At 67.9% G+C, this 13,155-nt stretch carries 13 protein-coding genes; 5 read left to right on the top strand and 8 right to left on the bottom strand.

All coding sequences use genetic code 11. The annotated features are described in order from the left end of the window. Positions 1–90 precede the first annotated feature (90 nt). Positions 91–1,749, top strand: a complete 1,659-nt coding sequence (locus KXC42_RS04030; RefSeq protein WP_006551687.1) for a DNA repair helicase XPB — start codon at positions 91–93, stop codon at positions 1,747–1,749. A 40-nt stretch (positions 1,750–1,789) separates the two neighbouring features. On the opposite strand, the gene KXC42_RS04025 is transcribed toward KXC42_RS04030, so the two are convergent. From KXC42_RS04025 to KXC42_RS04015, 3 genes are read right to left on the bottom strand one after another with little or no spacing between them, the layout of a single operon-like run. Next, positions 1,790–2,452 (bottom strand): response regulator, encoded by a 663-nt coding sequence (locus KXC42_RS04025; RefSeq protein ID WP_006551688.1) that lies wholly within the window; start codon positions 2,450–2,452, stop codon positions 1,790–1,792. Further along, a complete protein-coding gene (locus tag KXC42_RS04020) occupies positions 2,434–4,104 on the bottom strand; it encodes a sensor histidine kinase (RefSeq protein WP_219129954.1) in 1,671 nt (556 codons plus the stop codon). The genes KXC42_RS04025 and KXC42_RS04020 overlap by 19 nt, the downstream gene beginning before the upstream one ends. Before the next feature lie 49 nt (positions 4,105–4,153). Then, positions 4,154–5,524: a CitMHS family transporter gene (locus KXC42_RS04015; RefSeq protein WP_024103076.1), complete on the bottom strand. Its 1,371-nt coding sequence runs from the start codon at positions 5,522–5,524 to the stop codon at positions 4,154–4,156. Positions 5,525–5,796: 272 nt separating this feature from the next. Between KXC42_RS04015 and KXC42_RS04010 the strand changes: the two genes are divergently transcribed. Next, positions 5,797–6,465, top strand: coding sequence for a DUF3239 domain-containing protein (locus KXC42_RS04010; protein ID WP_024103075.1), 669 nt, complete (start codon positions 5,797–5,799; stop codon positions 6,463–6,465). 17 nt (positions 6,466–6,482) lie between these two features. After that, on the top strand, positions 6,483–7,046 hold the full coding sequence (locus tag KXC42_RS04005; RefSeq protein WP_039587568.1) for a GNAT family N-acetyltransferase: 564 nt from the start codon (positions 6,483–6,485) through the stop codon (positions 7,044–7,046). Between the two features lie 81 nt (positions 7,047–7,127). Here KXC42_RS04005 and KXC42_RS04000 read toward each other — a convergent pair whose 3' ends face one another. Next, entirely contained in the window at positions 7,128–8,114 is a 987-nt protein-coding gene (locus KXC42_RS04000; protein WP_071934405.1) for an LLM class F420-dependent oxidoreductase, read from the bottom strand. A 166-nt stretch (positions 8,115–8,280) separates the two neighbouring features. Here KXC42_RS04000 and KXC42_RS03995 point away from each other — a divergent pair, with 166 nt between their 5' ends. Next, positions 8,281–9,330, top strand: coding sequence for a patatin-like phospholipase family protein (locus KXC42_RS03995; RefSeq protein WP_071936306.1), 1,050 nt, complete (start codon positions 8,281–8,283; stop codon positions 9,328–9,330). 3 nt (positions 9,331–9,333) lie between these two features. On the opposite strand, the gene KXC42_RS03990 is transcribed toward KXC42_RS03995, so the two are convergent. The 4 genes from KXC42_RS03990 to KXC42_RS03975 all read right to left on the bottom strand — a co-directional run bounded on the left by KXC42_RS03990 (position 9,334) and on the right by KXC42_RS03975 (position 12,694). After that, complete coding sequence (locus KXC42_RS03990; protein ID WP_039587574.1) at positions 9,334–10,614, bottom strand: MFS transporter; 1,281 nt, start codon at positions 10,612–10,614, stop codon at positions 9,334–9,336. Between the two features lie 76 nt (positions 10,615–10,690). Then, positions 10,691–10,864 carry a hypothetical protein gene (locus KXC42_RS03985; protein WP_162836426.1) on the bottom strand — a complete coding sequence of 58 codons (174 nt, stop codon included), beginning with the start codon at positions 10,862–10,864 and terminating at the stop codon, positions 10,691–10,693. A gap of 44 nt (positions 10,865–10,908) precedes the next feature. Beyond that, entirely contained in the window at positions 10,909–11,283 is a 375-nt protein-coding gene (trxA, locus tag KXC42_RS03980) for a thioredoxin (RefSeq protein ID WP_071934404.1), read from the bottom strand. A 31-nt stretch (positions 11,284–11,314) separates the two neighbouring features. Next, positions 11,315–12,694 carry an MBL fold metallo-hydrolase gene (locus KXC42_RS03975; RefSeq protein ID WP_071934403.1) on the bottom strand — a complete coding sequence of 460 codons (1,380 nt, stop codon included), beginning with the start codon at positions 12,692–12,694 and terminating at the stop codon, positions 11,315–11,317. 139 nt (positions 12,695–12,833) lie between these two features. Here KXC42_RS03975 and KXC42_RS03970 point away from each other — a divergent pair, with 139 nt between their 5' ends. Next, positions 12,834–13,103 (top strand): metal-sensitive transcriptional regulator, encoded by a 270-nt coding sequence (locus KXC42_RS03970; protein WP_071934402.1) that lies wholly within the window; start codon positions 12,834–12,836, stop codon positions 13,101–13,103. Positions 13,104–13,155 lie beyond the last annotated feature (52 nt).

The raw sequence follows: 13,155 nt of genomic DNA, 5'->3' as shown, positions 1-13,155 counted from the left end.
GAACGCACGGCCGTACACCGTCGTGGTGGCGCGGTACGGCCCGAACCTGGAGAATGGGAAAGTTCTACTTTCCATCCACAGGAGGCACTCGTGGCCGACGGACCGCTCATCGTCCAGTCCGACAAGACCGTGCTCCTCGAGGTCGATCACGACCGGGCGAACGAGGCGCGGCAGGCGATCGCACCGTTCGCCGAGCTCGAACGCGCCCCCGAGCACATCCACACCTACCGGGTGACGCCGCTGGCATTGTGGAACGCCCGTGCCGCCGGTCACGACGCCGAGCAGGTCGTCGACGCGCTGGTCTCGCATTCCCGGTTCGCCGTCCCGCAGGCGCTGCTCGTCGACATCGTCGACACCATGAGCCGCTACGGGCGCCTCCAGCTGGTCAAGAACCCCGCCCACGGCCTGACCCTGGTCAGCCTCGACCGGGCGGTGCTCGCCGAGGTCCTGAGAAACAAGAAGATCGCCCCGATGCTCGGTGCGCGCATCGACGACGACACCGTGATCGTGCATCCGAGCGAGCGCGGACGCGTCAAGCAGATGCTGCTGAAGATCGGCTGGCCGGCCGAGGACCTCGCGGGGTACGTCGACGGCGAGGCCCATTCGATCTCGCTGGACTTCGAGACGAACCCCTGGCACCTGCGCGACTACCAGGAACTGGCCGCCGACTCGTTCTGGTCGGGCGGCTCGGGTGTCGTGGTGCTGCCGTGCGGTGCCGGTAAGACGATGGTCGGCGCGGCCGCGATGGCGAAGGCCGGCGCGACGACGCTCATCCTCGTGACGAACACGGTCGCCGGGCGCCAGTGGAAGCGCGAGCTGATCGCCCGCACCTCCCTCACCGAGGACGAGATCGGCGAGTACTCGGGCGAGAAGAAGGAGATCCGCCCGGTCACCATCGCCACCTACCAGGTGATCACCCGCAAGTCGAAGGGTGAATACCGCAATCTCGAGTTGTTCGACTCCCGCGACTGGGGGCTGATGATCTACGACGAGGTGCACCTGCTGCCGGCGCCGGTCTTCCGTATGACCGCAGACCTGCAGTCCCGCCGCCGCCTCGGTCTCACCGCGACCCTCGTGCGCGAGGACGGACGCGAAGGCGACGTCTTCTCGCTCATCGGCCCGAAGCGGTTCGACGCGCCGTGGAAGGACATCGAAGCCCAGGGCTGGATCGCCCCCGCCGACTGCGTGGAGGTCCGCGTGACCCTCACCGACGCCGAGCGCATGGCGTACGCGGTCGCCGAGCCCGAGGAACGGTACAAGCTGTGCTCGACCGCGCGCACCAAGATCCCGGTCGTGAAGTCGATCCTCGAGCAGCACCAGGACGCCCCGACACTGATCATCGGTGCCTACATCGATCAGCTCGACGAGCTCGGTGAAGCGCTCGACGCCCCGGTCATCAAGGGTTCGACGAAGACGAAGGAACGCGAGGCGCTGTTCGACCGGTTCCGGTCGGGCGAGCTGAAGGTGCTCGTCGTGTCGAAGGTCGCGAACTTCTCCATCGACCTGCCGGAGGCCTCGGTCGCGATCCAGGTGTCGGGCACCTTCGGCTCGCGTCAGGAGGAGGCCCAGCGTCTCGGGCGGCTGCTGCGTCCGAAGCACGACGGCGGGCAGGCCCACTTCTACTCCGTGGTCTCGCGCGACACCCTCGACGCCGAATACGCCGCGCATCGCCAGCGGTTCCTCGCCGAGCAGGGTTACGCGTACCGGATCACCGACGCCGACGACCTGCTCGGACCGCAGATCGGCTGACGCGGAGCGTCCCTGCGCGACGCGTCACAGGGACTTCGTGTCACTGCGGCCGGTATTCCTGTTCGGGGCGGCCGGTGGTGCCGTAGCGCAACTGCATCCGCAGGCGTTTCTTCGCGACGAGCGCCGCGAGATAGCGCTGTGCGGTCGCGCGCGACACCCCGATCGTCACGGCCACCTCCCCAGCCGACATCGGTTCCGGTGATTCCCGGAGCGCCTGCATCACGAGCTCTTCGGTCATCGAACGCGAGGGTGCCGGGCGGGCGGCCGGCAACACCGGCCGCAGTGCGGCCAGCGCCGTGTCGATCTCGGTCTGGGTGAGCTCCTCCCCCGCGACGACCCTGCGGTACTGCGCGTAGGCCGCCAGCCGCCGGGCCAGTTCGGTGCTTGCGAACGGCTTGACCAGATACACCAGCGCACCGGCGGTGAGTGCCGCGCGCACCGTCGTGCCCTCGCCGGCGGCACCGAGCACGAAACTGTCGCATTCGAGGCTCCGGATCAGGTCGATCCCGGAGCCGTCCGGTAGGTACACGTCCACGAGGGCGAGATCGACGGGACCCGCCCGAACGGCGTCCCGGGCCGCCGCGATGCTCCCGGCGACCGCGCAGACCTCGAATCCCGCCACACCCGAGACCACCGAGGCGTGGAGTTCGGCGACCCGGAAGTCGTCGTCGACGACGAGGACCTTCAGATCCGTTCCGCCCATCCCGTGTCCCTTTCGTCGAGCATCCCGGGCAGCGTCGCCAGGAAGACCGCACCCCCGGTCGGATTCTCCGGCGTGCGCTGCCCGCCACGGTCCGCCAGCACGACGTCGCCGCCGTGCAGCCGCGCGATGCGCCGTGCCAGCGCCAGCCCCATTCCCCGGCCACCGGGCACCGTCGGATCGCTGCGGGTCGTTGCGCCCTCGGCGAAGACGTCGGGCAGCGCGGGATCGACGCCGTCACCGGTGTCCGCGACACTCACGTGCAGGTCGGCACCGTCCTCCATCAGTTCCACCTCGACCTCGGCCGGAGCGCGCCCGCTCGTGCGTGCCGCCTCGATCGCGTTGTCGAGCAGGTTGCCGAGCACCGTCGTGACGTCGACGGGTGCCCGCACGGTGGCGTGCGCCCACGTGTTCTCGCCGAGCACGAGCGTGACTCCCTGCTCGCGCGCATGCGCGGCCTTCGCGACGAGGAAGGCGTGCAGGTACGGGTCGGTGATCGCGTCGATGCCCTCGAGCTGTTCACCGAGCGGACCCGAACCGAGGATCTGTTCGATGTACTCGAGCGCCTGCTCCGCATGCCCCCGGCGGAGCAGTCCGTCGAGCAGGTGGAGCCGGTTCGCGAACTCGTGCCGTTGGGCCCGCAGTGCCGTACTCATCGCCTTGACCGCGTCGAGTTCGCGCGTGAGCGTCTCGATGTCGGTCCGGTCCCGCACCGACATCACCGTGCCGAGATCCCGGCCGTCGCGCACCACACGCCGCGAGACAGCGACGACGACCCGGTCGCCGGTGGTCGCCGCGACCGGGATGCCCTCCGCGGAGCGCAGCACGTCGAGCAACCGCGGGGTCATTCCGAGGGTGTCGACACTGCGACCGATTCCGTCGTCGAGATCGAGCAGACGACGCGCCTCGGCGTTGACGACGGTGACGATACCGCGGGCGTCGGTGCCGACGACCCCGTCGGAGATCCCGTGCAGCACGACCTCCTGTTCGCGGACCAGCTCGGTGAGCTGCTCGGGTTCGAGTCCCAGAGTGAGCCGCTTCCAGCGGTTGGCGAGCAGCAACGATCCGACAGCACCGCACACGAGTGCTGCGAGCGCGATCAGGACGGCATCGGCGAGGTCGCTGCGCAGGTCGGCGCGCACCCGGTCGGTGGCGATGCCGACGCTCACCTCCCCGACCACCCTGCCCGAGACGGGATCGCTCACCGGCACCTTGGCCCGGACCGAATCGCCGAGCGTGCCCGACTCGCTGGTCACGACCTCCCGTCCGGCGAGTGCCTCGGTGGGGTCGGTGCTCACCCTGCGGCCGAGCTGCTCCGGATCGGGATGCGCGAGCCGGAGTCCCTGGTCGTCGGTGACCACGACGAACAACGCTCCGGTGGCGGTGCGGACGGCCTCGGCGGCCTCCTGCACCGCACCGGATGCGAGTTCCGGGTTGTCCGGAGAAACCACCCCGTCGTCGGCGGCCGAATAGCGTGCGACCTCGTCCCGCACGGTCGGGTCCGCGGACACCGACCGTGCGATCGCGAGCGCCCGCTGACCGTGCTCGTCGGTGACTCGGTCCTCGGTGGTGGTGGCGAACACCGTGAATCCGATGCCGAGTGCCACCGCCACCACCGCGGACTGGAGCAGAAGTACCTGGGTGCGAAGTTTCACGGCGTCGCTCCCGTTCGTCCCATCCGTCCAGTGTGGCCCGGGGCCGATCTCATCCGAACGGAATCTGCCCGAGTACCACCCCGACGACGAGCATCACGACCGACACCACTCCGGCGCGCCACAGCACCTTGCGGTGATGGTCGGCCAGTGGCACCCCGGCGAGGGTCACCAGCAGCAGAATCGCCGGGACCAGCGGGCTCTGCATGTGGACGGGCTGTCCGGTGATCGATGCGCGCGCCATCTCGACCGGTTCGATGCCGTACTGCGCTGCCGTCTCCGCCAGCACCGGGAGCACCCCGAAGTAGAAGGCGTCGTTGGTCATGAAGAAGGTCATCGGGATGCTGAGCAGGCCGGTGATGACGGCGAGGAACGGGCCGAGTGCGTCGGGGACGACGCCGGTGAGCCACAACGCCATCGATTCGACCATGCCGGTGCCTTGGAACACGCCGGTCAGGACGGCGGCGGCGAACACCATCGCGACGACCGACACGATGCTCGACGAATGGCGTGCGATCGCGGCGGACTGATCGACGACGCGAGGGAAATTCACGGCCAGCGCGATACCGGCGGCGATCATGAACAGCACGGGGATCGGCAGGATGTCGAGGCCGAGGACGACGAGCAGCGCCACCGTGAGGATCGCGTTGAAGGGCAGCAGACGCGGACGCAGGGTCGGACGGTCGGGGTCGAGTCCGGCAGCCAACCGACCGACCTCCCCGTCGGTCGTATCGGTGCCCTTTCCGACCGTCGTACCCACTCCGGACGGACCAGCGCCGAGCGGCATCAGGTCGGGCTTCCACGTGAGCTTTCCGAGACGGCGACGTTCGACGAAGCCCAGGTGAGCAGCGAAGCCCAGCACGACCACGAGTCCGACGACGAGCGACGGGATCATCGGGACGAACACGTCGGACGGGGACAACCCGAGCGCGCTGGCTGCACGGACCGTCGGCCCGCCCCACGGGATGATGTTCATCGTGGCGTTCGCCAGGCCCGCGACGACGGTGAGGACGACCGGGCTGACCTTCAGTTTCAGGTAGAGCGGCAACAGTGCGGAGGTGGTGATGATGAACGTCGTGGACCCGTCCCCGTCGAGGGAGACGACCATCGCCAGCACAGCGGTTCCGATCACCAGTCGTGCCGGGTCGTCGCGCACGAGCCGCAGGATGAGCCGCACGAGGGGGTCGAACAGGCCGACGTCGATCATGATGCCGAAGAAGATGATCGCGAAGAACAGCAGCGCCGCTGTGGGGGCGAGACTTTCGACGCCGTCGACGATCATGTCGCCGATGTCGGTGCCGGCTCCGGCGATCAGGCCGAACGCGACCGGGATCAGGATCAGGCCGACGACCGGGGTGGCCCGTTTCGACATGATCAGGTACATGAACGTGGCGACCATCAGGAAGCCGAGGACGACGAGCATGGCGGTGCCCACTTTCTGACGTGATCGGGGCCGGTCCGGGCACACGTCGACCACGGGTCGCGGGCGCGACCGGAGGTCTGGTGTGGGGGTCCGGCTCGAAGCCGTGAGGGTTGTGTGATCTCTGCTACAGCAGAGTGTGTGGCCACGTCCCTCACCGAGTCACCGTTGCGCGCGAAAGCGCCGTTGTGCGCATTCTGCTCGAGCCCGTCGTGGTCGGGCTCGCCGCCGGAGGCCGACAGTGGTCGGCCCAAGGGCTCCAATAAGCTGGTGGCGTGCGCCGCTTCGACTTCCCTGTGGACCTGCCCCATGCCAAGGCCGTGAACCAGACCCTCGCGGATGTCCGTCGTCTGCGGTGGTCGGCGATATTCGTCGGCCTGGTGTGCGTCGCGGGTGCGGTGGGTCTGTTCCTGCTCGGCGAAGCCTGGGCGTACATCGTCGCCGCCGTGCTGGCGGTCGCGGCCGCGACGTCGGTGTGGGTGGCGCTGTGGGCGCCGCGCAAGGTGGGGACCATCGAACAGCTCTACCGCGACAGCCCTCTCGTCCCGGCCGTCGTCGCCGCCGAGCGTGCCCGCGGGCTGACGCTGCTCGCGCTCGTCGACATCGCCAAACCCGAGACGTCCGGCCGGCACTTCGCCCTGGTCACCCGCAACGTGGAGGCGGTGCCGGGTCACCGGATCGCGATCGGTGAGCGCGTGCCGTGTGCCGCGGTCCTTTCCGACCGCACGACCCGCAACGACTCGGGGGTGTGGCAGATGGTCGGCCCCATGCCGATCGCCTGGGGTACCCGTGATCAGAAGGTCATCGCCGACGCGGTCGCGCAGATCCCCGAAGTGGAGTGGCGCGTGCTGAAGGACAAGCTGAAGATGGTGGACCAGGTCGACGCCACCGACGAGCGTCGCCTCGAACTGGCGAGCAAGGAACTGCCGCCCGAGCTGCGGTGACACAGGACTGCGGTGACATGGAAGTACGCACGCTGACCGACGGTGCGGTGGTGCTCTCGCCACCGGGTCCGGCCGACGTCGACGCCATCACCGAGGCGTGCCGGGATCCTCTGATCGCCCGGTGGACCACCGTGCCCTCCCCCTACACCCGGGCCGACGCACTGCACTTCGTCGAGGACGTCGTTCCGGCCAAGTGGGCGAACGGTTTCCCCGATTGGGCCGTACGAAGCTCCGCGGATGGGATGTTCTGCGGCATGGTCGGATTCGTCCCGCGTGAGAGTGCCGATCCGGAGATCGGCTACTGGATCGCACCGACGGCCCGAGGCCGGGGTACGGCGACGGCCGCGGTGCGACTGGCATGTGGCTTCGCCTTCGCGCAGGACGGCATGAACGTCCCGCGGGTCGCCTGGCGCGCATTCGTCGGGAACGACGCCTCGGCGCTCGTCGCGCGACGGGTCGGGTTCCGGTACGAGGGCATTGCCCGCAACGGCCTGCTCCAGCGGGGCGTGCTGCGGGACGTGTGGGTCGCCGGACTGTCGGCCGACGACCCACCCGGACCCGTGGACGGCTGGCCCCTGTAGTTCTCAGCGCTGTAGTCCTCGGGCGCTGTAGTCCTCGGGCGCTGTAGTTCTCAGCGCTGTGGCCCTCGGGGGCCGTGGGGATCACGCGAGGTGCGGGAGCACTTCCTTCTCGAGCAGTTCCAGCCCCGAGGTGTCGTAGGCGGCCTCGGGAAGGTAGAAGATCGCGTACTCGAGCCCCTGCTTCTTCAGTGCGGTGAGGTTCTCGACGATCTGCTCGGGAGTGCCGACGGCGGGCATCCCCCGGAAGGCGTCGAGCGCCCCGTCGGCCTTCTCCGCTCCGACGATCGGTTCGAGACGGGCCCGCAGTGCCTCGAGCCGGTCCTGCACCTCGGCTTCGGTGCGGCCGATCGCCACGTTGTAGTTGGCCGATCGCACGATGGCGCCGAAGTCGGTGCCGACCTCGGCGCAGTGCTCGCGCAGGATCTCGGACTTGCGCGCGAATCCTTCGGGTGTGCCGTCGAAGTTGGTGTACTGCGCGTACTTCGCGGCGATCTTCAGGGTCACCTTCTCGCCGCCACCGGCGATCCACAGCGGAATGCCGCCCTCCTGCAGCGGAAGCGGACGGACGATGGCTCCGTCGACGGTGTAGTGCCTGCCCGAGAGTGTCGCGGAACCCGTGGTCCAGGCCTGGCGGAAGATCTGCACGCCCTCGTCGAGCCGGCGGAGTCGCTCACCCGCCGACGGGAAACCGTAACCGTATGCACGCCATTCGTGCTCGTACCATCCGCCACCGATCCCCATCTCGATGCGCCCACCGGAGATGATGTCGGCGGTGGCGGCGACCTTCGCGAGATAGGCGGGGTTGCGGTAGGCCATGGCGGTGCACATCTGGCCGATGCGCACCCGCTCGGTGACGGCAGCGAAGGCCGACACGAGGCCCCATGCCTCGTGGGTGGCCTCATCGGTGGGCGCAGGGACGGTGTGGAAGTGGTCGTACACCCAGATCGATTCCCACGGCCCGGCGTCGGCACGGACGGCGAGATCGCGCATCACCCGCCAATGGTCGGAGGGATCGATGTCGACGAGGTCCAGGCGCCAACCTTGAGGAACGAACAGTCCGAAACGCATGCGACTCCTTCGCTGGTAGGTACGGGCACGATGTCGTCCATCCACCCCACGGGTTCCAGTGTGCGGTGCGACCGCCGAACATTCCTCCCGAAGTCCGGCACCGTGTGCGACACGACGACTGCGTTCCCGTCGGATATCGACGAGGGTGCTGCGTACCATCGGACCCATGGCCGGACGGACACGCGTGGCGCTCGCCCTCGGCAGTGGCGGCGCCCGCGGGTACGCCCACATCGGCGCCATCCGGGCGATCGAGGAACGCGGTCTCGAAATCGTCGGAGTCTCAGGCGCTTCGATGGGTGCGCTGGTCGGTGGTGTCTATGCGGCAGGCGCGATGGACCCGTACACCGAATGGGCCACCGGCCTGTCCCAGATGGATGTCGTGCGCCTGCTCGACCTGTCCGTCTCGGCTCCCGGCGCGATCCGCGCGGAGCGGATCCTGTCCAAGATGCGGGAGATCCTCGGCGACGCGGTGATCGAAGAACTTCCGATTCCCTTCACCGCGGTCGCCACCGATCTCGCCGCAGGTCGCGCTGTCTGGTTCCAGCGAGGTCCCGTCCACTCGGCGATCCGGGCGTCCATCGCGATACCCGGCGTCATCACGCCGGTGATACTCAACGGCCGTGTCCTCACCGACGGCGGCACCCTGTCGCCTCTGCCGATCGCACCGACGGTCGGCATGCCCGCCGACCTCACGATCGGGGTCAGTCTCGGTGGGGAGGAACACGGCGCGGCGCACTCACCCGAGAACGCAAGCTCGGAAGCACGTCCCATCGAGGAATGGAAGGCACGTTTCCGGCGCAGCGCCAACCAGATGCTCGACACCGACATCGTGCGGTCGGTGGTCAACCGGTTCTCGACCGGTGCGGCGAGCGACGAGCCACCGGAGGTGGCTGCCGAGGACGCCGGAGATGTCGACACCGACGATGCGCTCGTCCCGAAGTTCGGACGCGTCGCGGTGATGAACCGGTCGCTCGACATCATGCAGTCGGCGCTGTCCCGGTTCCAGTTGGCGGCCTATCCGCCCGACATCCTCGTCGAGGTGCCACGAACCGCGTGTCGAAGCCTCGACTTCCACAAGGCTGCGGACATGATCGCGCTGGGTCGCTCACTGACCGAAGACGCCCTCGACCGTGCCGGTATCGCGGCCTCCGCCCCCACCGGTTCGGGGCCCGAGATCTCTGCCGACTCGTCATCGGACGTGCCCGGCTCGCCCTGACTGCTACCGAGCAGCGTCCATCGGCCGGTGTGTTTCGTACATCCGGAGAGCGACGATCAGCGCGGAGGTTGCGCTGACGGCCGCAGCGACTCCGACCGCGGCGTGCAGACCCATCAGGTCGGCGACGATCCCGCCGAGGACTGCCCCGACCGCGTAGCCCAGATCGCGCCAGACGCGGTAGACGCCGACGGCCCGGCCTCGCCAGACCGGATGGGCGACGTCGCCGATCACGGCCAGCAGGGTGGGATAGACCATGGCGGTGCCCGCACCCAGCAGTACGGTGCCGGTCGCCCAGCCCGCGAATGCGTCGCTCAGCGCGATGACCGCCAGGGCGACCGCCTGCGTGGCCATTCCCGCGGTGATCAGGTGCTTCCGGCCGATCCGGTCCGAAAGGGCTCCGGTGACCAATTGTCCCGCGCCCCACACTCCTGGATAAAGGGCGAACAGCAGGCCGATCTGTGCAACGGTGAGGTCCGCGGTGGCGAACAACAGGGGGAACAACCCCCACGAGAGACCGAAATTGAGGTTGTTGACCAATCCCGCCTGACTCGCCGAGGACAGAGCGGGTTCCCGAAGACTGGTCTGGACCACGATCTCACGGTCGGTCAGGTCGGCGTGAAGGTGATCGTGGATTCCGTCGGCGCGGGCCACATGTTGCCCGGCGTCGAGCAACGCGTGATCCCGGGTCTCCTTCACGAAGAAACCCGACAACACCAACGCCAGGGCGGTGTACGCGAGCCCCAGCAGGAAGGGTGCGGGGCGCAGACCGAAATGCTCGGCCAGATAACCGGCGAACAGCGATGTCACCGCGACAGCGCCGTAACCTGCAGCTTCGTTGAGTCCCATGGCCAGACCGCGCCGGGCCGGACCGACCAGATCGATCTTCATCACCACGGTCGTCGACCAGGTGAGCCCCTGGTTGATACCCAACAGTACGTTCGCGGCTACCACCCACCACCAGTCGGTGGCGAGAATCAGCATGAGAGGTACCGGCAGGGCGAACAACCATCCCACCAGCAGCACCGGTTTGCGCCCGTAGCGGTCGGAGAAGGTCCCGGCGAAGTAGTTTGCGGCAGCCTTGGTGATCCCGAAGGCTGCCACGTAGGTGAAGATGAATGTGTAACCGCTCAGCCCGAATTCGTTCTCGGCAAGCAGCGGAAGAACGGTCTGTTGCTGACCGACCATGCCTCCCACCAGGGCGTTGACCGCCACCAGCAGGGTGAACTGGGCGGCGTTGGCCCGCAGACCCAGCACCGGAGGCCGGGGCGTGGCCCTGGGGCTCACGTCCCGGCCTCCGGGTCGGGGCCGACGGCTACGGCCGGTTCCGGTTCGTACGCCGTCTCCATGGTTGCGACCGAGGTCAGCGACGGAAGAGCGACCGCACGCTTCGACGCTCGGCGCGGGCCGGGACGGTGTCCTGACCGCAGGTGCAGCGATCGGCGGCGGGCACCGAACGCATGACGGCGTCGACATGCTGTCCGCATCCGCCCCATCCGGTCTTTGCGCAGTTCGGGCAGGCGACGGGGTAACACATGAGAGTCCTCCTCGATGAGAGTGCGCTACGGACCCGGCGAAGGGTCAGGAGCGGGAGGCTGCGCGTTGTCCGGCAACCTGGTCGTGGATCTCGGTCATGTCGAGGGCCTCGATCCGGGTGATCAGGTCCTCGAGAGCCGGTGCCGGCAACGCGCCGGGCTGTGAGTAGACGAGCACACCTTCTCGGAATGCCATGATCGTCGGAATCGAGCGGATGTTCGCCATGGCGGCGAGCTGCTGCTCGGCCTCGGTGTCGACCTTGGCATGCACGATCTCGGGGTGTGCCTGCGACGACTTGTCGAAGACCGGGGCGAAGGCACGGCACGGGCCGCACCACGACGCCCAGAAGTCGACGAGAACGATGTCGTTGCCGACGATGGTGGATTCGAAGTCCGCCATCGTGAGGTTCTTCGTCGTCATCGTTTCCGTTCCTTTCTCCGGGCCGGAATGATTAGGCAGGGACGTGAGATTCGGCCCACGCGTTGTAGCCGCCGAGCAGATCCGTGACGTTCTCGAAGCCCTGGGCCCGCAGCAGCGAAGCCGCCACGCTCGAACGCCATCCACCGGCACAGTGCACGACGATCGGCTTGCCGGACGGGACCTGGTCCAAGCGGGTACGCAACTGGGCCAGCGGGATCGGCATCGCACCCGGAATGGTTCCGAACTCGCGCTCACCGGGATTGCGGATGTCGACGAGGGTGACCGCGTCGGCGGCGAGCAACCGGTCGAGTTCGTCGACCGATGTCCTGGATGCGGTCTCGACCAGATCGGCCAGTTCCGCCGGGAACACCCCGTCCCGATCGACGTTCAGATAACCTGCGGCACCGTCGGATCCGATTCGCGCCAGGCGCACCGCGGCGTCCTGCTCCTCACCGGGATAGGTGATCAGCACGATCTTCTCGCCGACCTCGGCGACCATGCCGCCGGTCTCGGCGAAACGCCCGTCGAACCCGACGTTGACCGATCCGCGCAGATGCCCGGCGGCGAAATCGTCGACGCTTCTCGCATCGAGAACACGCGTGCCGGCCTCGAGTTCGGCCTTCACCTGCTCGGGGCTCAGCTCGGGAATGGTGCGGTCCTGCAGCAGAAGCGGGTGCATCCGCTTGTTCATCGCGGCGTCGACCGAGAAGTACGACGGGGCGGCCGGCTGCCCTTCGGTGACCAGGGCGACGAAGTCGTCCTCGCTCATCGGTTGCACGGACGGGTTGGTGGCGCGCTGCTCCCCGATGGTCGAGGTGAGTTCGGTCGACAGGTTCTTCCCGCAGGACGAACCGGCACCGTGAGCGGGCATGACCACGACCTGGTCGGGCAAGGTCAGCAGCTTCTCGTGCACGGTGTGATACATCGCTCGCGCCAGATCGCTGGTGGATCCGTCGCCGAGGTTGACCAGGTCGGGGCGGCCGACATCGCCGATGAACAGCGAGTCGCCGGTGAGCACCGCCGACGGGACGGCATCGGGGTGTTCGCGCACCAGCACCGAGATCGATTCCCAGGTGTGGCCCGGGGTGGAGAGAATTTCGAGTTCGACCTCACCGAGGGACAGCTTCTCGCCGTCGCGCAGCCGGCGGATCGGGTAGTCGGTCTCGGCGGCTTCACCGAATCCGATCCACGCACCCGTGGCGTCGACCAGTTCGAGGTGACCCGAGACGAAGTCCGCGTGGAAGTGGGTGTTGATCACCCCTTCGATGGTCAGTCCGTACTTCTTTGCGTCGGAGAGGTATTCGGTGATGTCGCGGCGGGGGTCGACCACGACCGCCCTGCCCGTGCTCTCGTCACCGATGAGGTAGGACGCGTGGGAGAGGCACTCGATGTAGTACTGCTCGAGAATCATGGATTCCTCCGTTGCTGGATCCGGGTGATGTTCCGGTGATGTAGACATCGTGGCATATACCCCCTAGGGTATGTCAAGTACCCCCTGGGGTATCCGGGTCCGATTTCCCGGCAGCGCAGGATCGAGCAGGGAGTTACCGATGGAGAATCCGGAAGCCGATACCGCCGCCCTGCGACGCCTGCGCCGAGCACAAGGCCAGCTCACCGCGGTTATCACGATGCTCGAAACCGACCGCGATCTGCGCGAGGTGGTCATTCAGCTCGCAGCGACATCCCACGCGCTGCATCGCGCCGGATTCAAGATCATCTCGGACCGGCTCCGCCGATGCATCCTCGACGAACAGGACGCCGCCTGCGACGACCGCATCACCGAGAAGGAACTCGAGAAGTTGTTCCTCGGCCTCGCCTGAGCTCACCCAACAAGCTCCTTGCATATACCCCCAGGGGTATGTGTACGATGGT

Source organism: Rhodococcus sp. LW-XY12, assembly GCF_019317345.1.
GTDB classification, from domain to species: domain Bacteria; phylum Actinomycetota; class Actinomycetes; order Mycobacteriales; family Mycobacteriaceae; genus Rhodococcus; species Rhodococcus pyridinivorans.
Note: the sequence above shows the minus strand (reverse complement) of the source record. Positions and strands in the feature narration are given on the sequence as shown.

Bases quoted from the DNA above. Each gene is read 5' to 3' on its own strand.
- KXC42_RS04000 (WP_071934405.1), bottom strand. From the start codon at position 8,114: ATGCGTTTCGGACTGTTCGTTCCTCAAGGTTGGCGCCTGGACCTCGTC.
- KXC42_RS04005 (WP_039587568.1), top strand. From the start codon at position 6,483: ATGGAAGTACGCACGCTGACCGACGGTGCGGTGGTGCTCTCGCCACCG.
- KXC42_RS04015 (WP_024103076.1), bottom strand. From the start codon at position 5,524: ATGCTCGTCGTCCTCGGCTTCCTGATGGTCGCCACGTTCATGTACCTG.
- KXC42_RS03985 (WP_162836426.1), bottom strand. From the start codon at position 10,864: ATGTGTTACCCCGTCGCCTGCCCGAACTGCGCAAAGACCGGATGGGGC.
- KXC42_RS04025 (WP_006551688.1), bottom strand. From the start codon at position 2,452: ATGGGCGGAACGGATCTGAAGGTCCTCGTCGTCGACGACGACTTCCGG.
- trxA (WP_071934404.1), bottom strand. From the start codon at position 11,283: ATGACGACGAAGAACCTCACGATGGCGGACTTCGAATCCACCATCGTC.
- KXC42_RS03995 (WP_071936306.1), top strand. From the start codon at position 8,281: ATGGCCGGACGGACACGCGTGGCGCTCGCCCTCGGCAGTGGCGGCGCC.
- KXC42_RS03970 (WP_071934402.1), top strand. From the start codon at position 12,834: ATGGAGAATCCGGAAGCCGATACCGCCGCCCTGCGACGCCTGCGCCGA.
- KXC42_RS03975 (WP_071934403.1), bottom strand. From the start codon at position 12,694: ATGATTCTCGAGCAGTACTACATCGAGTGCCTCTCCCACGCGTCCTAC.